The sequence below is a fragment of the Agarivorans litoreus genome (genome assembly GCF_019649015.1).
In the GTDB taxonomy this organism is placed as follows: domain Bacteria; phylum Pseudomonadota; class Gammaproteobacteria; order Enterobacterales; family Celerinatantimonadaceae; genus Agarivorans; species Agarivorans litoreus.
Genome location: NZ_BLPI01000001.1, coordinates 4,310,556 through 4,330,933, shown reverse-complemented (window position 1 = coordinate 4,330,933; position 20,378 = coordinate 4,310,556). Strand labels below are relative to the sequence as shown.

General features: G+C 42.0%; 20 protein-coding genes. 13 read left to right on the top strand and 7 right to left on the bottom strand.

The features are described 5' to 3' along the window. Nucleotides 1-73: 73 nt before the first annotated feature. Nucleotides 74-1,363, bottom strand: a complete 1,290-nt coding sequence (locus K5L93_RS19975; RefSeq protein ID WP_220721402.1) for a tyrosine-type recombinase/integrase — start codon at nucleotides 1,361-1,363, stop codon at nucleotides 74-76. 392 nt (nucleotides 1,364-1,755) lie between these two features. Between K5L93_RS19975 and K5L93_RS19970 the strand changes: the two genes are divergently transcribed. Then, nucleotides 1,756-2,112: a YibL family ribosome-associated protein gene (locus K5L93_RS19970; protein ID WP_220721401.1), complete on the top strand. Its 357-nt coding sequence runs from the start codon at nucleotides 1,756-1,758 to the stop codon at nucleotides 2,110-2,112. 42 nt (nucleotides 2,113-2,154) lie between these two features. Here K5L93_RS19970 and K5L93_RS19965 read toward each other — a convergent pair whose 3' ends face one another. Genes K5L93_RS19965 through K5L93_RS19950 form a run of 4 tightly spaced genes read right to left on the bottom strand, consistent with a single transcriptional unit; the run spans nucleotide 2,155 to nucleotide 7,027 of the window. Beyond that, nucleotides 2,155-3,747, bottom strand: a complete 1,593-nt coding sequence (locus K5L93_RS19965; RefSeq protein WP_220721400.1) for an FG-GAP repeat domain-containing protein — start codon at nucleotides 3,745-3,747, stop codon at nucleotides 2,155-2,157. Between the two features lie 56 nt (nucleotides 3,748-3,803). Next, nucleotides 3,804-4,355 carry a lipid-binding SYLF domain-containing protein gene (locus tag K5L93_RS19960; RefSeq protein WP_220721399.1) on the bottom strand — a complete coding sequence of 184 codons (552 nt, stop codon included), beginning with the start codon at nucleotides 4,353-4,355 and terminating at the stop codon, nucleotides 3,804-3,806. Between the two features lie 33 nt (nucleotides 4,356-4,388). Next, nucleotides 4,389-5,963, bottom strand: a complete 1,575-nt coding sequence (locus K5L93_RS19955) for a response regulator (RefSeq protein ID WP_220721398.1) — start codon at nucleotides 5,961-5,963, stop codon at nucleotides 4,389-4,391. 29 nt (nucleotides 5,964-5,992) lie between these two features. Further along, nucleotides 5,993-7,027 carry an HD-GYP domain-containing protein gene (locus K5L93_RS19950; protein WP_220721397.1) on the bottom strand — a complete coding sequence of 345 codons (1,035 nt, stop codon included), beginning with the start codon at nucleotides 7,025-7,027 and terminating at the stop codon, nucleotides 5,993-5,995. Between the two features lie 488 nt (nucleotides 7,028-7,515). Here K5L93_RS19950 and ccoN point away from each other — a divergent pair, with 488 nt between their 5' ends. From ccoN to ttcA, 11 genes are all read left to right on the top strand, one after another. Then, nucleotides 7,516-8,949, top strand: coding sequence for a cytochrome-c oxidase, cbb3-type subunit I (gene ccoN, locus K5L93_RS19945; RefSeq protein ID WP_220721396.1), 1,434 nt, complete (start codon nucleotides 7,516-7,518; stop codon nucleotides 8,947-8,949). Between the two features lies 1 nt (nucleotide 8,950). Next, nucleotides 8,951-9,553, top strand: a complete 603-nt coding sequence (gene ccoO, locus K5L93_RS19940; protein ID WP_220721395.1) for a cytochrome-c oxidase, cbb3-type subunit II — start codon at nucleotides 8,951-8,953, stop codon at nucleotides 9,551-9,553. A gap of 10 nt (nucleotides 9,554-9,563) precedes the next feature. After that, nucleotides 9,564-9,746, top strand: coding sequence for a cbb3-type cytochrome oxidase subunit 3 (locus K5L93_RS19935; RefSeq protein ID WP_016401488.1), 183 nt, complete (start codon nucleotides 9,564-9,566; stop codon nucleotides 9,744-9,746). Continuing rightward, entirely contained in the window at nucleotides 9,743-10,711 is a 969-nt protein-coding gene (gene ccoP, locus K5L93_RS19930; RefSeq protein ID WP_220721394.1) for a cytochrome-c oxidase, cbb3-type subunit III, read from the top strand. The genes K5L93_RS19935 and ccoP overlap by 4 nt, the downstream gene beginning before the upstream one ends. A gap of 82 nt (nucleotides 10,712-10,793) precedes the next feature. Then, nucleotides 10,794-11,276 carry a FixH family protein gene (locus K5L93_RS19925; RefSeq protein ID WP_220721393.1) on the top strand — a complete coding sequence of 161 codons (483 nt, stop codon included), beginning with the start codon at nucleotides 10,794-10,796 and terminating at the stop codon, nucleotides 11,274-11,276. Further along, the gene (locus K5L93_RS19920) at nucleotides 11,266-13,653 is read left to right on the top strand and encodes a heavy metal translocating P-type ATPase (protein WP_220721392.1); all 2,388 of its coding nucleotides are present in this window, start codon (nucleotides 11,266-11,268) and stop codon (nucleotides 13,651-13,653) included. Before K5L93_RS19925 ends, K5L93_RS19920 begins: the two co-directional genes overlap by 11 nt. Continuing rightward, complete coding sequence (gene ccoS / locus K5L93_RS19915) at nucleotides 13,650-13,823, top strand: cbb3-type cytochrome oxidase assembly protein CcoS (protein ID WP_220721391.1); 174 nt, start codon at nucleotides 13,650-13,652, stop codon at nucleotides 13,821-13,823. Before K5L93_RS19920 ends, ccoS begins: the two co-directional genes overlap by 4 nt. Then, nucleotides 13,807-14,472 (top strand): sulfite exporter TauE/SafE family protein, encoded by a 666-nt coding sequence (locus K5L93_RS19910; RefSeq protein ID WP_220721390.1) that lies wholly within the window; start codon nucleotides 13,807-13,809, stop codon nucleotides 14,470-14,472. Before ccoS ends, K5L93_RS19910 begins: the two co-directional genes overlap by 17 nt. A 68-nt stretch (nucleotides 14,473-14,540) precedes the next feature. Continuing rightward, nucleotides 14,541-15,287 carry a fumarate/nitrate reduction transcriptional regulator Fnr gene (gene fnr / locus K5L93_RS19905; protein WP_016401494.1) on the top strand — a complete coding sequence of 249 codons (747 nt, stop codon included), beginning with the start codon at nucleotides 14,541-14,543 and terminating at the stop codon, nucleotides 15,285-15,287. 135 nt (nucleotides 15,288-15,422) lie between these two features. Next, nucleotides 15,423-16,355: a universal stress protein UspE gene (uspE, locus tag K5L93_RS19900; protein WP_220721389.1), complete on the top strand. Its 933-nt coding sequence runs from the start codon at nucleotides 15,423-15,425 to the stop codon at nucleotides 16,353-16,355. Nucleotides 16,356-16,435: 80 nt separating this feature from the next. Continuing rightward, entirely contained in the window at nucleotides 16,436-17,332 is an 897-nt protein-coding gene (gene ttcA, locus K5L93_RS19895; protein ID WP_220721388.1) for a tRNA 2-thiocytidine(32) synthetase TtcA, read from the top strand. On the opposite strand, the gene K5L93_RS19890 is transcribed toward ttcA, so the two are convergent. Beyond that, nucleotides 17,329-18,087 (bottom strand): glucosaminidase domain-containing protein, encoded by a 759-nt coding sequence (locus K5L93_RS19890; RefSeq protein ID WP_220721387.1) that lies wholly within the window; start codon nucleotides 18,085-18,087, stop codon nucleotides 17,329-17,331. The genes ttcA and K5L93_RS19890 overlap by 4 nt on opposite strands. Next, a complete protein-coding gene (gene cobB / locus K5L93_RS19885; protein ID WP_220721386.1) occupies nucleotides 18,084-18,803 on the bottom strand; it encodes a Sir2 family NAD+-dependent deacetylase in 720 nt (239 codons plus the stop codon). Before cobB ends, K5L93_RS19890 begins: the two co-directional genes overlap by 4 nt. Nucleotides 18,804-19,318: 515 nt before the next feature. Between cobB and K5L93_RS19880 the strand changes: the two genes are divergently transcribed. Continuing rightward, the gene (locus tag K5L93_RS19880; RefSeq protein ID WP_220721385.1) at nucleotides 19,319-20,344 is read left to right on the top strand and encodes an amino acid ABC transporter substrate-binding protein; all 1,026 of its coding nucleotides are present in this window, start codon (nucleotides 19,319-19,321) and stop codon (nucleotides 20,342-20,344) included. The last annotated feature ends 34 nt before the right edge of the window (nucleotides 20,345-20,378 follow it).

Below are 20,378 nucleotides of genomic sequence, written 5' to 3'. Positions count from 1 at the left end.
ACATTATGCGCCTTATGGGTGGGTTTTTAGCAATCCACGGGAGTTTGCCTGTAATTCCACGTAAAAATAGTATTTACTTTAAGTGATCCAAAGGCTTGTGTTCAGCAGATTGGTGCCTTTCAACTCTTGATGTATGCAAGTATTGAGATGTGGTATCTATGCTGTCGTGGCCGGCGTCGGCTTGTACATGCGATAATGGCCGGCCCACTAAGTTAATGTCGTGAGAAATTCCAGTGTGCCTAATGCTGTGTGGTGTGAGTTGACGAATTTCGTTGGCATCTTGTTCAAAGCCATCTGCTTCTGCCAGCTTAGCGGCTTGTTCGATAACAATGTAGATTTGTTCTCTTAGTTGGCGAATACCAAGATTAGCATTAAGTAATCCACTGTCTCTGCCACGACCAGCAGCCCGGTGCCTTACAAACAGTGGTGTTTTTTCATTGGGTGTCGGCAGCGGTGTTAATTGTAAAAAACGTCGGTACCGTTGTAAGGCCGCGAGTAATTGTTTTGATACTGCAACAGTTCGCTTTTTGCCACCTTTGCTACGCGGTATATAAAAACCCCATACTGAGGTTTTAGTATCCCGTTTAAACTGTCCCATAATTGGCGAAAATCCTGGCCTTGCTGCCACCTCAGATATTCGCAAGTAGCAGCTGTACATTAGGCTTACTAAAAATAAAATGCGTTCGTTATCTTCTGGGTTTTGTTTAGCCAATTGATTTGCTGCACTCATTACGAAAGACCACTGCAGGTCACTAAAGGACTTTATGTCTTCTTGGTCTTCGCCAGTTATGGTGTGCTGGCTTGTTGTTTTGAATCGGCCATTTTTCATTAAAGCCATGGCTGGGTTACGTTCGGTATATTCTTCGTTGATTAAGTACGCATAGAACGATGACAAAATAGCTAACTTTGTCTTTAACGCTTTATCAGTTATTTGATAAGGCTGCTCAATACCATCTACTTTCTTGCCCAAAAATGGCCGCCATTGTGGATTTGGCACTCGCTCTTTTAGCTGTTTATCAACAACAAACTGGGCAACATTTCGATAAGCGACTAGCTGTTGCGGTGGCTTGCAGCAATAGTCTAAATACTTACTCAGCACCCGTCGTGTCACCATTGATAAGGATATTTGCTCAACGGTATAAGCCCAATGTAAAAAGCTAGTGAGTTCGCTTCGATAGGTTTTGTAGTTGTTTTCACTGTGGCGCTGCTCTAGCAACCAATCTACCGCGTACTCATAAACAAAACCGGCATCACTAACCGCGCTTAACGTAATTTCGGCAAGATGTTGGTTAACAACAGCGTTACCATCTTCAAGATATTGCAGGGAGTCGAATAACGGAATAGCAGGTGGAAGTGCGAACATAATCACATTTAACTTACTGAATAATATTGGAATTATATCCTTAAAAACAATTGCCGATAAATAGCATTATCGGCATTAAAGCACTAAAGAACCTGAGCTCTGAATAATAAACCGGTTTTTAGCCGCTATTTTTACTTAATTCGGTGTTGAAGCTGCTTGCAATAAGCTAGCGATTGACGCACAGTTTCGCCTTGAACTAAGCAAACTGTCTCGCCAGAAACATGACTCTAGATTAAGTATTTGTTGCAAAGTTATCGTCACTTCCTTATCCCGAGTTCAGGTTAAATAGATTGTTTATAAAGGTAAAACCTTAGCCATACTTACTGCTATAATACGCGATTGGCTACCAGGCCTCGAATGATGAATGCTCGACGTGAGCCTTAGGATTTACAATGAACTTAAAAAATGAACTTCAATCAATTCACAATAAATTATACACGGCTAAACGTAAGTTAGATGCTGCCCACGAACGTGGTGATACTGTGATGATTAATCAGTTCAATACAACAATTACTGCACTAACTAAAAAATTAAAAAGCGTAAAAGCCCAGCAAACTAAAAAGTTAAGCCAACAAGGTGGTGATGTTAAGTCCCTTCCCTTTAGTCGTGTGCTTACTAAACAAGAACAAGCAGATATGGGTAAACTTAAAAAATCTGTAAAGGGTTTGGTCGTAGTCCACCCAATGACCGCGCTCGGCCGTGAAATGGGCGTTAAAGAAGTAACCGGCTTTGCGCCAAAAGAGTTTTAGTAGTGGGGGCAAAGTGCTTACTTTGCCCTACTCTTGTCGCCACTAATACAACGCAACTAAGTGCGCTGAAATATGGCCTATGAACTTACCGCCCTTATAGATAAGCGTGTAACTGTGATTAGCCACTAAATTTTCATAACGCTCTATAGTTCCATCACTAAACGTTATTTCTGCGCTTACTTTACTCAGCTTTCCTAAAGAAAACACCAAAGGCAGACCGTCCCACCTCGCCCTTTGTTGGTCGATTAGTTTTTCACCTTGGTATATCTTCACTATGGCATCAACCGCATAAGGATTTGGATGTTTATATCGTGGGTAAATATAAAGGTTATTTTGTTGATTTTGACCGGTGTTTAAGAACACTTGCAGCTGTTGATTAGTTGCCCCACCTATTACAATATCTTGGCGTAAATCGTTGTTTAAATCTGTGATAAACACGGGATTGGAGTCCCAACCATTGAAGCTTAACACCTGTTTAAACTTGCCTTTTCCATCATTTTCCCACACCTTGCCGTATTTTTTACGTGGATTAGAAAGTAACAGATCTAAATCTCTGTCGTTGTCAAAATCTACTGCAAATACACGCACAAGATAAGGTGCACCGGCATTTAGCATTTTACTTAGTGGCGAGTTTTGCTTAACAAAACCTTTGTCTGATTGCAGGTAGACGTCGCCTTTACCTTTACCGGTAGTGATTAAGTCTTGGCGCTGGTCACCATTTAGATCGCCGAGAAAGATTGGTGTAGCGTGGTCTGGCAGGTTAAGCTGCTCATTTGATAGTGTGTAACCGTAGTTACTGGCCAAAAAATACCAGCCAAGGTGATCGCCACCATAACCACCATGCCCAGCTACGATTATGTCACTTTGTTGATCGTTATTGAGATCAATGGGTGTAAGCATGGGGCTTGGTATTGGCGAACGATTTATAAAGTGTTGGTAGGTATTAGAACGGAAAAAACGGTTCTTTTTGTTGTTGGCCTTTAGCTCTTGTTCTATTTGTTGGTATTTAGCGGGCAATAAATGATTGTCGCTGGAACTGTAGTTTTTATCGTGTTGAAATATTTGTTTATCTGCTTGGTAGTAGAACGCGCCCTTGCGCCCTGCATCTAAGTCTAAGTACCCATCTTGATTAATGTCTAACACCGTTTTGGGATAAGACACCGGAGAAAAGGTTTCCTTGGGCGAAGCTACTTCGAATTCACCTTGCTTATTCATAACATAAGGATTTTTTTTCTCATCAGAAAAAGCGGCTATATCGAGCCAACCATCACCATCAAAATCAAAAAACCATGGTTTGTCGTCGGCACTTGGTAACTTTTGTTTGGTGCTAAGGATGTTAAATTCTAGAACGCCGCTAGGTATTAACTGATTAACTAAAATTTTTCCGCCAGGGGTACCATGATGAGATAAGTAAAGATCTACGTCGCCGTCGTTATCGTAGTCAAACCCGCCTACTCCCCATGGCCACCAACCATGTGAGCCAAACTCCCCTCCTTGGGCTTGCTGTTCTTGTTTGTGCCATTGTTGGATGAGTGAATTGGCGTTTGTGGGCACCTCTTTAAAGCCCAAGGCGCTGACTAATAAACTTGGGTTTAGCACTCCAACAATCGCCAGAACAGTCAGAATTAGCCTCATACTTAAATCCCAAATAAAAAGGCCAGCGATTAGCTGACCTTACAACACGATTCTTTTTAATTTAAGTCGCCATCTTGCCAGAACTTGGTTCCTTTAATGGTAGCCTGCAATGACAAACCCGCTTCGGTAAGTTGATAGATATCAACGTCGCCAATCGCACCTTCTACTTCTGCAGAACCCCCTTTATCACCAGACGTTCCGGCTGCATCAGCCTGGGCACCAAATAACCAGCCACTTTCTACAAATTTATCGAAAGCTTTGCGTGTTTTAAAAATCATTAATGCTCGAAAATCTTTTACACCTAAGCCAAAGCCCACGCCTGCCTCGCCCATTTTCATATATGTTTTTTTACCGGTAGCATTGTCAACAGCAATTCCTGTTCCGCCACCTGCTGAAATAACAAATAGATTTACACCTACGTTACTAAATACTGCGTAGCCAACGCCACTAGCGATTTTGGCGGATATATCAGGTTTTTCTTGCTTAAATTTAGCAATAGTTTCATTGGCTGATTTGTCGTATTCGGCTCTATCTTCCGCTACACCAGCCATGGTTAAACTACTTACAAATATTAACGTTGCACTTAAGATTGCGAGTAGGTTTTTCATTGTTGTTCCTCGTTATTGGTATATAAAACTAAATTAGTGAGCAAGTGGCAAAACCACCGTTATTGTAGTGGTGTTGTCTTTATCACTAGTACGCATGCTTACTTCTCCATTTTGCGCGTCACATAGTAAACTTACAGAATAAGTACCTAAGCCTGTGCCTGTTTCTTTGCCTGATGTAACGTACTTTTCCCAAAAATTTTCTCTTATGGGTTCTGGCACCGCGCCTACGTTTTCTGTGGTTATTTCCACTTTCTTACCTGCAACTTTTATCGATACTGACACCCTGCTTCGGCTGGGCGCTGCTTCGCAGGCGTTTTTAAGCAAGTTAAAAAACAGCGAATAACTTAAAGATTCATCTCCCAAGGCCAATACTTCGTTACCGGGATCCTCTTCTTCCGGTTCTAAGTACATGAGTAATTGTTTGCTGCTAAAAGTTTTCCTGACTACGGTTAGCATTTTTTTAAGCATTAAGTGAACAGAAAACGGTTTAGCTTTTAGCTCGAAGCGACCCTGTTCAATTTTATATAACTCGGTTGATAGGTTAATCATGTTGAGTAACTGCATAGACAATTCGTCTATAATAACTGCACTCTCATTAATAGTAGCAGTTGCATGTCGATCGATTTTAATTTGCTCTGCAAGTGCAACAATGCCGGCAATTGGGCCCTTTAGGTCATGTCTAAGCAATTGATCTACACTATTTTTTAGCTTCTCTTTTTCAATTAAGTTGTCTAAATCACTTTGTAGATGTTTATGGAGATCGACCGAGCGCAGGTGATTACGTACTCTAAGTTTAAGTAGCTCCGGTTGAATAGGCTTTGTGATGTAGTCTATTGCGCCACCTTCGAGCCCTTTTGTTTGGTCGCCTATCTCAGTTAAGGCGGTAACAAAAATAACCGGAATGTGTTGTGAGTTTGGATGTTGACGGAGCTTTTCTAGCACTTCATAGCCATCCATTTCGGGCATCATTACATCTAGTAATATCAGATCTGGTGGCGTCTCAGAGCAGCAAATCTCCAAAGCCTTTTTCCCAGTTTTAGTCAGCAGTACGCGGTAGTCATCGCGTAATAGGCCGCCTAATAAGGTGAGATTTTCAGGCGTATCGTCAACGACTAATACGGTGTTTTGTTTTGATTGGGCTAAAGGCGTTCCAGCCACTGGCTCTGGTATGGGCAGTTCTTGGAGCTCGGGCTCCTCGCGATTGGTTAAGGATTGGCGGTTTCTAATATCACCCTTTGCAGCCTGTTGTAACCTAGATTGCAACAAAGCTGTAGTAAAAGGTTTAATGATTAGATCTGTTACCCCTTCACTAATGGCTTCTGCCACTCTGTCTCGTTCGGCTTCAGCGGTAATCATAATGAACGGGATATGGCGCCAAGTTTCAGACTTTCTGACAGTTTTAAGAAACTCAATACCGCTCATTACAGGCATATTCCAATCCGAAAGTATTAAATCAACGTGCCGTTTTTTTAGTACATTTAGCGCCTGAGAACCGTTTTCGGCCTGTATAACTTGGCCGATGCCAAAGCGACGTAATTGCTCGTAGGTGATTTTTCTGATTGGTGCCATATCGTCGACGATTAACACTGTGAGTTTATTTAGTTGCATGTAAAAGCGTATCCTTCGCGGCCAGCCAACTATTCTGCTATAGATTCTTTAAATCGTTCTTTTACTTCGAGTATTTCGGGAAGTGCTTCTATAAACAATGGCACTAATTTAGGGTCGAAATGAACTCCGGCTTCACTTTCTAGGAGCTCGATAGCCTTTTCTACTGGCCAGGCTTTTTTGTATGGGCGCTCACAAGTGAGTGCATCAAATACATCAGCGATGGCAACAATTCGCCCTTCGATAGGAATATCCTCTCCAGCCAGCCCGTTGGGATAACCTTTGCCGTTCCATTTTTCATGGTGGGTTAATGCTACTGTTCTAGCAAGCTCAAGTAATTCTGAACTATCACCCTCGCCAAGAATTTCACCACCAATGACTGCATGGCTTTGCATAATTTCCCATTCTTCTGCGTCTAACTTGCCAGGTTTTTGCAACACGCGATCAGGAATACCAATTTTGCCAATATCGTGCATCGGCGCTGCATTCATTAGTATATCTGCATCCCGTTCGCTCATTCCGGCGGCTAACCCAAGAATGCGTGAGTAATAACTCATGCGAATAACGTGCATGCCGGTTTCATTGTCTTTGTACTCTGCTGCTCTACCTAAGCGCTGAATGATTTGTAAACGGGTGGTATTAATAACGTCGGTTTGCTCTTTTACCTTTCGGTCTAATTCTCGATTTTGATTGTACAAAGCAAGTTGGGTTTTCACCCTCACTTTTACTACCGGTGGGCTTACAGGCTTTGTGATGTAATCAACAGCACCTAGTTCCAATCCCTTCAACTCGTCGGCTGGACTAATTTTGGCAGTAACAAAAATAACTGGTATGTGGCGAGTGCTTAAGTCTTCTTTTAAGCGTCGGCAAACTTCAAAGCCATCGATACCAGGCATCATAATATCTAACAGTATCAAGTCTGGCTTATTTGCTTTGGCGACAATTTTCAGTGCCATATCACCATTACGTGCCACTTGAAGTTTGTAATCATTTCGCAGAATGCCTGCCAATACGTCGATATTCTCTGGAGTATCATCCACAATGAGAACAGTGGCTCTGTTTTCCATATATTTTCCTTGTTTACCAATCCATCGATAAAATGGCCAATAGTAACTATAGGACTAAAATCAACAATTTAATAACACAAGAGGTGGGATTTTGTACGTTTTATAAGATTGATGTGAATGTTTTGACTTGAGTTTGAGCATCTAAATCGCTGTTTCACAGCATTAACAAAAACCTAATGTTAAATAACACGGTGTTAGTGCGCAACATTGGTTACATCAATGTAAAATATTAAGCCATAATTGATCTAGATCAATGCGGATTGGTGATTGGAAAAGATTTGTTAAAAATTTAGCGAAGATATGCAAATAACTAGTTTTTCAAACTGTTATTTGCTTAGTCGATGAAGTATGATCGCGCCGTTAAGCTACTGGTTATGTGCGTCATTTGCGCTAACTGGTATGTAGGTTAACAATTCGTTTCATGTTGTTGATGCCATTGCATCAAACTCGCTTAAACAAATAATAAATAGCAACGGAAGCATGTATTTATGAACCAAGCAGCTAGCACAGAGACTGATTACAACTACACGGTTGTACGCCAGTTCACTGTAATGACCATTGTTTGGGGTATAGTAGGCATGGGTGTTGGTGTATTAATTGCTGCGCAATTAATCTGGCCGGCACTTAACTTCGATACTCCTTGGCTAACATATAGCCGGTTACGCCCCCTTCACACAAACGCCGTTATTTTTGCATTTGGTACCAGTGCATTAATGGCTTGTTCTTTTTACGTGGTACAACGTACCTGTCAGACCCGACTATTTGGTGGCCCTTTGGCTTCCTTTGTATTCTGGGGATGGAATTTGATTATCGTATCGGCTGCGATAACACTGCCAATGGGCTTCACCACTTCTAAAGAGTATGCCGAACTTGAATGGCCAATTGGTATTGCAATCGCCGTTGTATGGGTGGCTTATGGCATAGTCTTCTTTGGCACCTTGGTTAAAAGAAAAACCTCGCATATCTATGTTGCTAACTGGTTCTTTGGTGCATTCATTATTACCGTTGCTGTATTGCACATTGTTAACAATGCAGCTATTCCGCTAACCATGACTAAATCGTACTCTATTTACGCCGGTGCTGTTGATGCAATGGTGCAGTGGTGGTACGGCCATAACGCGGTTGGCTTCCTGCTTACTGCTGGCTTCTTGGGTATGATGTACTACTTCGTACCAAAACAAGCTGGTCGCCCTGTATACAGCTACCGCTTGTCTATTGTTCACTTTTGGGCGCTAGTATCTATTTACATTTGGGCCGGTCCTCACCACTTACACTACACTGCATTGCCTGATTGGGCACAGTCTTTAGGTATGGTGATGTCTCTTATCCTATTCGCTCCTTCTTGGGGTGGTATGATTAACGGTATTATGACCTTGTCTGGTGCTTGGCATAAACTTCGTTACGACCCAATTCTACGTTTCCTAATTGTTTCTTTGTCTTTCTATGGTATGTCTACCTTCGAAGGTCCAATGATGGCAATTAAAACGGTTAACGCCTTATCTCACTACACTGACTGGACTGTTGGTCACGTTCACTCAGGTGCTTTAGGTTGGGTTGCTATGGTATCAATTGGTAGTGTTTACCACCTAATACCTGTGCTATTTGGCCAAGGCCGCATGTACAGCACCAAATTAATTAACACCCACTTCTGGCTAGCCACTATTGGTGTAGTTCTTTACATTGTAGCTATGTGGATCTCAGGTGTTATGCAAGGTTTGATGTGGCGTGCGGTAAACGAAGATGGCACCTTAACCTACTCTTTTGTAGAGTCGTTGCAGGCCTCTTACCCATTCTACTTTGTTCGTTTTGTTGGCGGTGTGTTCTTCTTAGCCGGTATGTTCGTTATGGCTTACAACGCCTATAAAACTATTACTGCTGAGAAAGGTTCTTTAGAAGCCATTGAACACGGACAGGAGGCATAACATGAAGCACGAGTTAATCGAAAAGAATGTTGGTTTACTGGCCATATTCATTGTTATCGCAATTAGTTTTGGTGGTTTAGTACAAATCACCCCACTAATTTTTCAACCTGAAACTACCGAGCCTGTAGATGGTTTAGTGCCTTACACTGCACTAGAAATGGAAGGTCGTGATATTTACATCCGCGAAGGCTGTAGTAACTGTCATAGCCAAATGATTCGTCCATTCCGCGCAGAAACTGAACGTTACGGCCACTACTCGGTAGCAGGCGAAAGTGTTTGGGAACATCCGTTCTTATGGGGTTCTAAGCGCACCGGACCTGATCTAGCACGTGTTGGCCAACGTTATTCTGATGAGTGGCACAGAGTGCACCTAATTAATCCACGCGATGTAGTACCTGAGTCGAACATGCCCGGTTTCCCTTGGTTAGAGGAAAACTTAGTAGATGGCTCATTAACAGGTAAGAAACTCGCGCTATTTAAAAACCATTTTGGCGTGCCTTATACCGATGCAGACATTGAAGGCGCAGAAGAGGCCGTTAAAGGCAAAACTGAAATGGAAGCTTTAATAGCCTACTTACAAGTGTTGGGTACAGCATTAAAATAAGGAGTTAGTTATGGACTTTGGTACATTTAGTGGCCTATATACAGCTTTCTTAATGGCGATTTTTGTAGGTATTTTTGCCTGGGCCTACAGTAAAAAACGCAAAAAGGATTTTGCTGAAGCTGCAAACTTGGTTTTTGCCGACGAGCCTGAAACTAGCCCGACAAAGGAATTTGAAGGAGCACAGAAAAAATGAGCACATTTTGGAGCGTGTGGATTACAGTAATAACCTTAGGCAGCATCGCAGGATGTTTCTTGCTACTTAGGGCATGTAATAAGAACAACACCGGCGTAAAAGAAGGTGAATCAATGGGCCACGAGTTCGACGGAATTGAGGAGTTAAACAACCCTCTTCCGAAGTGGTGGTCTTATATGTTTATTATCACCATTGTTTTCTCGTTGGTTTATTTAGCGGCCTACCCTGGCTTAGGTAACTGGCAAGGTTTCCTTGGTTGGAAGAGCTCAGAAATGGGTATAAAGAGCATTGCAGAAGGTCAAGAGCGTGTAGCAGCCTACGACGGCAATGTCGCTAACCAATATCAAGGTGAACTTGACAAAGCTGATGCTCGATTTGGCGAAGTTTTCCGTCAAGTTGCCTACAACGAGTCTGGCGAGTATCGAAGTGTAGAAGAGCTTTCTGAAGATCCAGCAGCGGTTAAAATTGGCCAACGTTTGTATCTACAAAACTGTTCACAATGTCATGGGTCTTCTGCTCGAGGTGGCAAAGGCTTTCCTAACTTAACCGATAACGATTGGTTATATGGTGGCAGTGGCGAGGCAATTAAAGCTAGTCTTATGCATGGTCGTCAAGGCCAAATGCCCGGTTGGGAAGCAGTATTAGGTGATGACGGTATCAAGGAAGTAACTGCCTATGTTTTAAGCTTATCCGGCCGTAAGGTTAACGACGTTGATGCCGCCAACGGTAAAAATCGCTTCGCCGTTTGTGCTGCCTGTCACGGTGCTGACGGTAAAGGAAACCAAGCAGTTGGAGCACCTAATCTAACCAACGGTATCTGGTTATACGGTGGTTCTCGTCGCGCTGTAGAAGACACTCTACGCTATGGTCGTAATGGTGTAATGCCAGCTTGGAAGGATATTCTAGGAGAAGATAAGATCCAGCTTATTTCCGCCTACGTATATCAGCTTTCTAAGAGCGAATAGACTTAAAATTTATAAAAAGCGACGCCTATGCGTCGCTTTTTTTGTTATATTTAAGCCCCCTTGTGAATGGAAGTATGCTGTTATGCAACAAGTTTGGTATAAACAATTTTGGCCGTGGTTTTTAATCGCGCTACCTATGGCTGCAGTGGTTGCAAGCCTGTTTACTTTTTATATAGCTGCTACAACCAACAACGATATGGTGGTTGAGTCTTACTACAAAAAAGGTAAGGCGATTAACGCTGACTTGTCGTTGATCGAAAAAGCTGAACAAATGGGGATAAAAGCAGCTGTTTCACCTGCCAATAATGGTTTGGTATTAGATATGGTTCTGCCAGACTCTATAAAGAACCAACCACTTAAAATTGAATTAGCACATAAAACCCTCGCTAAAAATGACCGCAGTTATGTTGTTACTGCAGATGCAAATGGTCGCTACCGCTTTGGCGATGATTTAAATGAGTCTGGCCGCTGGTTTATTCGAATTAGTCCAATGGATGATTCCTGGAGACTACAGGAAGAGCTACAACTACCGCTTTACAACGCAGAAGAAATCGATGGCAAGTAATCAAGGCCTGTGTTTCCACTGTAACGAAGTTATTCCCAAAGGCGTAAGTCTACATGTTTCAATTCTTGGTAGCTCTCAAGCGATGTGTTGCCAAGGTTGTGCTGCCGTTGCGCAAACAATTATTGAGAGTGGCTTAGAAGATTATTATCAACATAGAACAGCTGCCGCCCCAAGTGCTCAAGGGCTAGTACCAGACGCCTTGGTTAAAATGTTGGAATATGATGACGAAAGCGTTCAGCTAGAGTTTGTTGCACAGAATGAAAACAGCAAGGAAGTTTTACTCTCTATCGAAGGGATCGCCTGTGCTGCTTGTGCTTGGTTAATCGAAAAACAGTTATCGAATATTCCAGGTGTTCAAAAAATTCATGTTAACTCGACCACCCAGCGAGCGACGCTTGTGTGGGATGATAAACAAGTTAAGTTAAGTCAATTACTACAAAGTATTCATAAGCTTGGCTATAACGCCAATCCCTTTCAAACAGATAAGCAAGAAGAGATAGATCGAAAGCTATACCGCAGTCATTTACTCAAATTGGGTGTAGCCGGCCTAGCCACCATGCAAGTAATGATGTTTGCTATCGCCCTGTATGGCGACCTGTTTGAAGACATGGAGCTTATCTATCGAGATTACTTTCGCTGGGTTAGTCTTATTATGGCAACCCCAGTATTACTGTTCTCTGCACAGCCGTTTTATTTTGGTGCTTATCGAAGCCTCAAAGCTAAAACGCTCAATATGGATGTACCCGTTTCCATTGCCTTATTAGGCGCCTATAGTGCTTCGCTTTATGCCACAGTAAACGGCACCGGTGAAGTTTATTTTGAATCGGTTTCCATGTTCACTTTTTTGTTATTGCTGGGCCGGCTTCTCGAATTGCGAGCTAGACGCAAGGCCAGCGAAACCAGTTCAAATATGCTTAAGCTAGTACCTAAGTTGGCCATGAGAATTGATGAGACTGGACAGCAACAAAAGGTTGCGGCGAGCCAGCTTAAACAATCAGACATCATTGTTATTTTACCCGGCGAAGTGGTGCCAGCTGATGGACAAGTAGTGTTTGGAGAGAGTGAATTCGATGAGTCTTCGCTTACCGGCGAATCATTACCTATCACAAAGAAGCTAGGTGGTAAGGTTTTTGCCGGTACTATTAACCATGAACAAACCGTTCATTTAGAAGTTGAAGCGGTATCTCAAAACACCTTTATTGCTAATATCATGCGTTTGCAAGAGCAGGCTCAAAGTGAAAAACCTAAGATAGCAACAATAGCCGATAGCGTGGCTCGCTACTTTGTTTTTGGTTTGTTGGTGATTGCTGCACTAACCTACACCTACTGGCATTTTCATTCACCTGAAAATGCTTTCTGGATCACCTTGGCGGTTTTGGTTGCGACTTGTCCCTGCGCCTTATCTTTAGCAACCCCGGCAGCACTAACTGCAGCTACACACAAACTATCAAAAACGGGCTTATTGGTTAAACGGGGACACGTGTTAGAAAGTTTGGCCAAAGTTACGCATGTAGTATCTGATAAAACAGGCACACTTACCGAGGGTAAGTTACAGATAAAACACGTAATTTGCCTTGGTGATTTTAATGAAATAACAACTCTTAATCTGATTGGAGCTTTAGAAGCACAAAGCTCCCATCCAATTGCCAATGCCTTCAGCGAATACCAAGGCTACGCTGCAACTAATATTGAGCACCATACTGGCTTAGGCTTAAGTGGAGAAGTCGACGGTAAAAAGCTGAAACTCGGTAAAGCTTCCTTTTGTGATCAAACTGCTGAGCCAATAGCCGGAATGCTCGAATTGGTGTTAATGGTCGAAGATAAATTGGCTGCTAGAGTTTATCTTTCAGATACCATCAAAAAAGACGCGGTTAGTTTTTCACAGGGTTTAAAGGCTCGAGGTATTTCACTGTCGATGTTAACTGGGGATGACTCCGCCCAAGTGGAATATGTTGCAAAACAGTTACATATAACCGACATCGCTAGCGGGGCTTTACCACAACAAAAACTCGAAGTAGTTAAAACTAAAACGCAAAACTCCCCTCACCTATTAATGCTTGGTGACGGAGTAAACGATGGTCCAGTTTTGGCCGCCGCACCGCTATCAGTTGCTATGGGCTTGGGCACCGACATTGCAAAATCGAGTGCTGACGCTGTATTGTTGGGTAGCAAGCTTTCCACTTTGCTCTCCGCCATGGATCTTGCCAAAAAGACTAAAAAGATTATTGCTCAAAATCTGGCATGGGCCTTAGGGTATAATGCTTTAATTTTACCCTTAGCAGTGGCCGGAATAGTTACTCCTTATATGGCCGCTATTGGGATGTCATTATCATCCTTGGCGGTTCTCACTAATTCCTTAAGGTTAAACAAGCAATGAGTATTATTTTTGTCTTGATCCCCATCGCCCTGATCTTTGTATGTGTAGGAATTGGTATATTTTTCTGGGCAGTTAAAAGCGAGCAATTTGAAGATTTAGACCGCCAAGGTATTAACATTTTGTTTGATGATAAGAACAAAACCAAACAAGACAATGATTCTACAGACTGATTTTGTAGCAGCCTTTATCACCGGCCTTCTTGGCGCTACCCACTGTATTGCAATGTGTGGCGGAATCGCATGCATACTAGGTTCTCGTGCCAATAACTCTTCCAATAAGCTTTTAGTAAGTATTGGTTTTAACCTAGGTCGGATCCTAAGCTACTCTATTGCCGGTGCTATTGTTGCTGGTTCCATCCAAGCAATTAGCCAGGTTCATCAATCGCTTTATATGCTAGTAGTTTTACAGTGGTTCGCTGCAATAATGCTCATTTTACTCGGCATACACCTTACTCGATGGTGGTCAATTCTCACGCCAGTGGAACTACTTGGCAAAGGCTTATGGTCAAAGGTTCAACCCAAGGCAAGCAAGATGTTGGCACTGCAGCACCCAGCAGCCAGTTTACCATTAGGCATGTTATGGGGTTGGCTACCCTGTGGTTTGGTTTATTCAACTTTGGTATTAAGTGCTAGCCAAGCAAATTGGCTAAACGGAGCGGGTGTAATGTTTAGTTTTGGTTTAGGTACGTTTAGCGTGATGCTGTTGGCTGTATTACTGGGCCAGCAACTAACCAAACTAATGACAAATCGCATATTACAAGTTTGTTCAGGACTGAGTGTTTTGAGTTTAGGGATCTACCAAGTTGTTACATTGTTGTAGCAATAGATCTAGAAAATTTATTACATAAAGAGTAGAATTGCCTCGAACTCCTATAGCATAGTTTGAGTATGAGCATTAACCCAAAAGCTAGTCAAAGAATCCAAACTGGTGGTTGTGAAATTCACTGCCAAGATTGCAGTATTGCCCAGTTATGTATCCCTTTCTCTCTTAATGAGACAGAGCTAGATCGCTTAGATAGTATTATCGAGCGTAAAAAGCCTATACAGAAAGGCGAAGAAATATTTGCCGCTGGCGATAAGCTAAAAAGCTTATACGCTATCCGCTCAGGTACAATTAAGTCCTACACAATCACCGAACAAGGTGATGAGCAAATTACCGGCTTCCACTTGGCTGGTGATTTAGTTGGCTTCGACGCCATTAATAGCCAAGAGCATCCTAGTTTTGCCCAAGCTCTTGAAACATCCATGGTATGTGAAATTCCTTTCGACACCATGGATGAACTGTCTGCCACAATGCCTAAGTTACGCCGTCAAATGATGCGCTTAATGAGTAATGAGATTGTTGCAGACCAAGAAATGATTTTGCTACTAAGCAAAAAGAATGCTGAAGAACGTTTAGCTGCCTTTATTTATGGTTTATCACAACGCTTTTCGGAGCGAGGATTCTCTCCAAGAGAATTTCGTCTAACCATGACTCGTGGAGATATCGGAAACTATCTGGGACTAACTGTAGAAACCATTTCCCGTTTACTTGGTCGTTTCCAAAAAGCCGACATGATCGCAGTAAAAGGTAAATACATTTCAATCACTGATCGTGATGCACTGCGCCAACTAGCCGGTACTAAGCAAAGCTAACTACCTAATAACACTGACCTGATTTACATCAATCTATCAAAAAAAATCTAGGTCAGTGTTAACTATATCTAATTTATTCCTACCAATTTAAGCTAAAGTTAAGTAGCTATTCCAGAAGATTCTAGGAGCTGCTTTATGATTAAGTATCGTAATATTTTAGTGGTCATCGACCCTCTACATGACACCCAGGCGGCCTTGTCTCGCGCGGTGTTTCTTGCCCAAAAAGAAGACAAAGCAAAAATAAAAGCTCTACTTACTATTTACGACTTTTCTTACGAAATGACTTCGATGCTTTCTGGCGAAGAACGTGAAGCAATGCGCTCGGGTGTAATAGAAGAACGTAATGTTTGGTTGAGTGAAATAATTGCCGAAACAGACACCGCTGGGATAGAAATCGAAACCAAAGTTGTATGGAATAATCGCTTATATGAAAGCGTGATTGAAGAAGTTTTGGATTTTGGTCATGACCTAGTGGTAAAAGCGACTCACCCTCATCCAACATTACAATCGATTATTTTTACTCCTAACGATTGGCATATTTTGCGCAAATGTCCCACACCAGTATTAATGGTAAAAGACCATGATTGGCCCACTAACGGTAAAATTGTTGCCGCTATTCACGCTGGCGCAGAGGATGAAGAGCACCATAAGCTAAATGTGAAAATTGCCGATGAAGCAAAAGACCTGAGCAAATTACTAGAAGCTAATTTGCATGTGGTAACAGCTTATCCAGCAGCCCCAGTAAACATTGCCATCGAACTGCCAGACTTTGACCCACTTAAGTACAACAAAAACGTTATGGAGTACCATAAAACCGCGCTTAATAAATTTGTTGAAGAACAATTTGAGCAAGCGGTCACCACGCACCTTGAGGAAGGTTTGCCTGACGATGTAATCCCCGAAGTAGCAAATGAAATAGATGCAGAAATTGTTATTTTAGGTACCTCGGGTAGAAGCGGTTTTAGTGCGGCACTGATTGGTAATACAGCGGAACACGTTATCGATCAACTAGACTGCGATCTATTGGCGCTTAAACCACAAAATTTTGTGAGTCCATTTCAAAAATAGATAAGGCTAAACTAACGTTAAACATTGCTTAAGCAAGGCGGGGTTATATAATAGCCCCGCTTTTTTATTGGGAACACACTATGTCAGTTACAGCAAAACAACAATACAACCACAACAAGCTACAAAAGCGAATTCGACGTCATGTTGGACAGGCTATTGCCGACTACAACATGATTGAAGATGGCGACAAAGTAATGGTTTGTTTATCTGGTGGTAAAGACAGTTATGCCATGCTAGACATACTTTTAAACTTACGCGCCCACGCCCCGATAAACTTTGATGTTGTTGCTGTCAATTTAGATCAAAAACAACCTGGTTTTCCCGAACACATTTTGCCTGAATACCTTAAAAGTCTTGGTGTTGAATACAAGATCGTGGAAGAAGACACCTATTCAATAGTTAAGGACAAAATACCAGAAGGTAAAACAACTTGCTCGCTATGTTCACGTTTGCGTAGAGGTATTTTGTATAGAACAGCAACGGAACTCGGAGCAACTAAAATCGCCTTAGGTCATCACCGAGACGACATATTAGAAACGTTATTTTTGAATATGTTCCATGGTGGCAAACTTAAAACCATGCCGCCAAAACTGGTCAGCGATGATGGCAAACATGTGGTTATTCGCCCTATGGCTTATTGCAAAGAAAGTGATATGGAAAAATATGCAGTGCTAAAAGCGTTTCCCATCATTCCTTGCAACCTTTGTGGCTCCCAAGAAAACCTACAACGCCAGGCGATTAAGCAAATGCTAAACGATTGGGAAAAGCGTTTTCCTGGTCGAATCGAATCAATGTTTAGATCAGTGCAAAACGTTGTGCCTTCTCATCTACTTGACCATCAACAATTTGACTTTAAGTCAATAAACCGCGAAAGCGGGATTATTGATGGTGGTGACATTGGTTTTGATGCGCCAGAACTAGAAAACCCGCCAAGCCAAGCCAGCTTAGCGAGTGTTGTACAAGTAGTAGAGCTTTAACCCGCAACAATAGGAGTACGGGTTGGCCAAAGCTCATGGTTAACCCTCATCATTTGTTGCAGCTCTTCTACATAAGCTTGACCGCGTTCCGAGTAGCTGCTGAGTTGTGTAGCCAATTCGATGGCATCTAATTCACCTCTCGCACGAGCAAGACTACGTTGTAATTGAAAACCCTTGTAGGCCGGGTGGCTATTGAGATTATTCATATAAACACTCACCGACTCATACACGCTATCGAATTTTCTTACTTCGTGGTTAGCCCCATCGTTTCGATTCAAAGGAACTAAACCGCAGCCCTTCTTATAACACCACTGTCCAAATAAGTTATTACCCTCACGGGCAAATCGCGACGTTCCCCAAGCCGATTCATTTGCGGCCTGTGCAAGTACCAAAGCTGGTGGAATCAGGTCTACTTTAACGAGTAAGTGTTGAACTTGGGATTTTTCATCTAATGATTGGTCTACTCGATAAAGCTCTGTAAGTTGGCTTAATATTTGTTTTTGTTTACTAGATAGATTTGAACCATTAACTAACTTAGCACTTATAACCTCTACCTCTGCCCGTTGCTTTAATATTTTATTATTACTTGCTTCTATAAGCGGAGTAATGAAACTGGTAAATGTTTGTTTTTTTTGTTGAACATTTTCTATTTCGTCAAACGGAGGTAGGTTTTTTGATTGCGCTTGTTGTTCTGGGGATTGTTCACATCCGATTAAAAATGCTGCTAGTAATCCCGATACGATTATTCTTTTCAAGTATTAGCTCTTAGGTTTGAGGTGAGTTCGTTTAAAAACTCTGGTACCAATTCGCTGGCAGGACCATAATAACGTTCGCCAAACTCACTTTGCATTTCCGACGGCTCAAGATTTAGTTCAATAGTGCGCGCGTCGTGACTTGCTGCTTCATGAACAAATCCGCCAGCCGGAAAAACATGACCAGATGTTCCAATTGCCATAAATATATCACAGTGATTCAACTGATGATAAATTCTATCTAAACCTATTGGCATTTCACCAAACCACACTACATGGGGCCTAAGCCGCGTTGGGAACTGGCAACAAGTGCACAATACATGACTGCCCAAGTCCTCCTTCCATATAGTAGTTTGATTGCTTACTGGGCAGCGTGCTTTAAGCAATTCGCCATGCATGTGCAAGACATTTTTGCTGCCCGCTCGCTCGTGTAGATCATCGATGTTTTGAGTAATAATCAATAACTCTATGTCTTCGTGATTTTCCAGTTCTGCTAAGGCGTAATGTGCAGGATTTGGTTTCACATTCTCTTCTTGTAATTGTCTGCGCCGTAAATTATAAAACTGGTCTACAAAGTCTGGAGAGCGTTGATATGCTTCTGGTGTTGCTACGTCTTCTACTCGATGTTTCTCCCAAAGACCATCAGAATCTCTAAATGTTTGGATGCCAGACTCAGCAGAAACGCCAGCTCCGGTTAAAACAATGACATTTTTTTTCATATTCATCTTCTTTTCATCGATTTCAGGTAGAAGCTACTATAAATATATAGTAACTCAGCATAAGACCCCATCCGACTTAAGTTGTAACATACAACAAAATGTACATTTGTAACTAAGAATTAACATACTAACCAGTAGGAATTTCGACATAAATTAGAATATCTAGTTTCTCCTTCCATACTGCCTTTCAAAATCCAACTTTTGCGACATATCTCGCTTTTAGGACTTTTAAGCTAACTAAATCAGGGAATTATCGCTGGCTGTGCTAATCTTGATCTAGCGCAACAAAAACTTGATCAGCCGAAAACAGTTACTGCATGATAGTATATTCATTTATATTGAATAGTTTTGCGATGGTGGTCAGTTATTCGGCATTCCACTGCGATTACGGTGTTACAATAATGTTGACACCTAATATTTGAATGTTTATGTTGTTATTGGTTCAAATTAGCACTCAAGTGAATTATTCGAGTGATATACCCCACAAAAAAGACAAACTGTACAGGGAAGAAAACATGTTAAAAAACACGCATATTAAAGCCGCTGTCGCTGCTGTTGCTCTAGCCTTTGCTGCTAATGCAAGTGCAGCAGAAGGAACGTTGGAAAATGTAAAAACTAAAGGTTTCCTACAATGTGGCGTTAGTACAGGTTTACCTGGTTTTTCTAATCCAGATGCTGATGGTAACTGGCAAGGTTTGGATGTAGATGTATGTCGAGCGGTAGCTGCGGCAGTGCTAGGTGACGCATCTAAAGTGAAATACACACCACTTACTGCTAAAGAACGTTTCACTGCTCTACAATCAGGTGAAATTGATATTCTTTCTCGTAATACCACTTGGACTTTGACCCGTGATAGTTCACTAGGCTTGAACTTTGCCGGTGTTAACTACTACGATGGCCAAGGTTTCATGGTAAGCAAAGAGTTAGGTGTTTCTAGTGCTAAAGAATTAGATGGTGCTGCTGTTTGTATTCAATCTGGTACCACAACAGAGCTTAACCTAGCGGACTACTTCCGCGAGCATGGCATGAAGTACACCCCGGTTGTATTCGATACTTCAGACCAAACCGTTAAAGGTTTTGAAGCAGGCCGTTGTGACGTGCTTACTTCTGACCAATCTCAACTATATGCATTACGTATCAAGTTAGCAAAACCTGATAGCGCGATGGTACTACCTGAAATTATTTCTAAAGAGCCTCTTGGACCTGTTGTACGCCAAGGTGATGACCAATGGTTAAACATTGTTAAATGGTCTCTATTTGCAATGATCAATGCCGAAGAGTATGGACTTAATTCTGCAAATGCGGACGATATGCTTAAGTCAACCAACCCTAACGTACGTCGTATCCTTGGCTTAGAAGGCCCTAAAGGTAAAGGTTTAGGTCTAGATGACAAATGGGGATATAACATTGTTAAACAAGTAGGAAGTTATGGTGATTCTTTTGACCGCAACGTTGGTAAAGGCTCTCCATTAGGTATTGCACGTGGTGTAAATGCCCTTTGGAAAGACGGCGGCTTCCAATACGCTCCACCAATTCGTTAATTTCTACCTTAATTCGAGCAGGGCTTGCCCTGCT

Bases quoted from the DNA above. Each gene is read 5' to 3' on its own strand.
- K5L93_RS19975 (WP_220721402.1), bottom strand. From the start codon at position 1,363: ATGTTCGCACTTCCACCTGCTATTCCGTTATTCGACTCCCTGCAATAT.
- K5L93_RS19970 (WP_220721401.1), top strand. From the start codon at position 1,756: ATGAACTTAAAAAATGAACTTCAATCAATTCACAATAAATTATACACG.
- K5L93_RS19965 (WP_220721400.1), bottom strand. From the start codon at position 3,747: ATGAGGCTAATTCTGACTGTTCTGGCGATTGTTGGAGTGCTAAACCCA.
- K5L93_RS19960 (WP_220721399.1), bottom strand. From the start codon at position 4,355: ATGAAAAACCTACTCGCAATCTTAAGTGCAACGTTAATATTTGTAAGT.
- K5L93_RS19955 (WP_220721398.1), bottom strand. From the start codon at position 5,963: ATGCAACTAAATAAACTCACAGTGTTAATCGTCGACGATATGGCACCA.
- K5L93_RS19950 (WP_220721397.1), bottom strand. From the start codon at position 7,027: ATGGAAAACAGAGCCACTGTTCTCATTGTGGATGATACTCCAGAGAAT.
- ccoN (WP_220721396.1), top strand. From the start codon at position 7,516: ATGAACCAAGCAGCTAGCACAGAGACTGATTACAACTACACGGTTGTA.
- ccoO (WP_220721395.1), top strand. From the start codon at position 8,951: ATGAAGCACGAGTTAATCGAAAAGAATGTTGGTTTACTGGCCATATTC.
- K5L93_RS19935 (WP_016401488.1), top strand. From the start codon at position 9,564: ATGGACTTTGGTACATTTAGTGGCCTATATACAGCTTTCTTAATGGCG.
- ccoP (WP_220721394.1), top strand. From the start codon at position 9,743: ATGAGCACATTTTGGAGCGTGTGGATTACAGTAATAACCTTAGGCAGC.
- K5L93_RS19925 (WP_220721393.1), top strand. From the start codon at position 10,794: ATGCAACAAGTTTGGTATAAACAATTTTGGCCGTGGTTTTTAATCGCG.
- K5L93_RS19920 (WP_220721392.1), top strand. From the start codon at position 11,266: ATGGCAAGTAATCAAGGCCTGTGTTTCCACTGTAACGAAGTTATTCCC.
- ccoS (WP_220721391.1), top strand. From the start codon at position 13,650: ATGAGTATTATTTTTGTCTTGATCCCCATCGCCCTGATCTTTGTATGT.
- K5L93_RS19910 (WP_220721390.1), top strand. From the start codon at position 13,807: ATGATTCTACAGACTGATTTTGTAGCAGCCTTTATCACCGGCCTTCTT.
- fnr (WP_016401494.1), top strand. From the start codon at position 14,541: ATGAGCATTAACCCAAAAGCTAGTCAAAGAATCCAAACTGGTGGTTGT.
- uspE (WP_220721389.1), top strand. From the start codon at position 15,423: ATGATTAAGTATCGTAATATTTTAGTGGTCATCGACCCTCTACATGAC.
- ttcA (WP_220721388.1), top strand. From the start codon at position 16,436: ATGTCAGTTACAGCAAAACAACAATACAACCACAACAAGCTACAAAAG.
- cobB (WP_220721386.1), bottom strand. From the start codon at position 18,803: ATGAAAAAAAATGTCATTGTTTTAACCGGAGCTGGCGTTTCTGCTGAG.
- K5L93_RS19880 (WP_220721385.1), top strand. From the start codon at position 19,319: ATGTTAAAAAACACGCATATTAAAGCCGCTGTCGCTGCTGTTGCTCTA.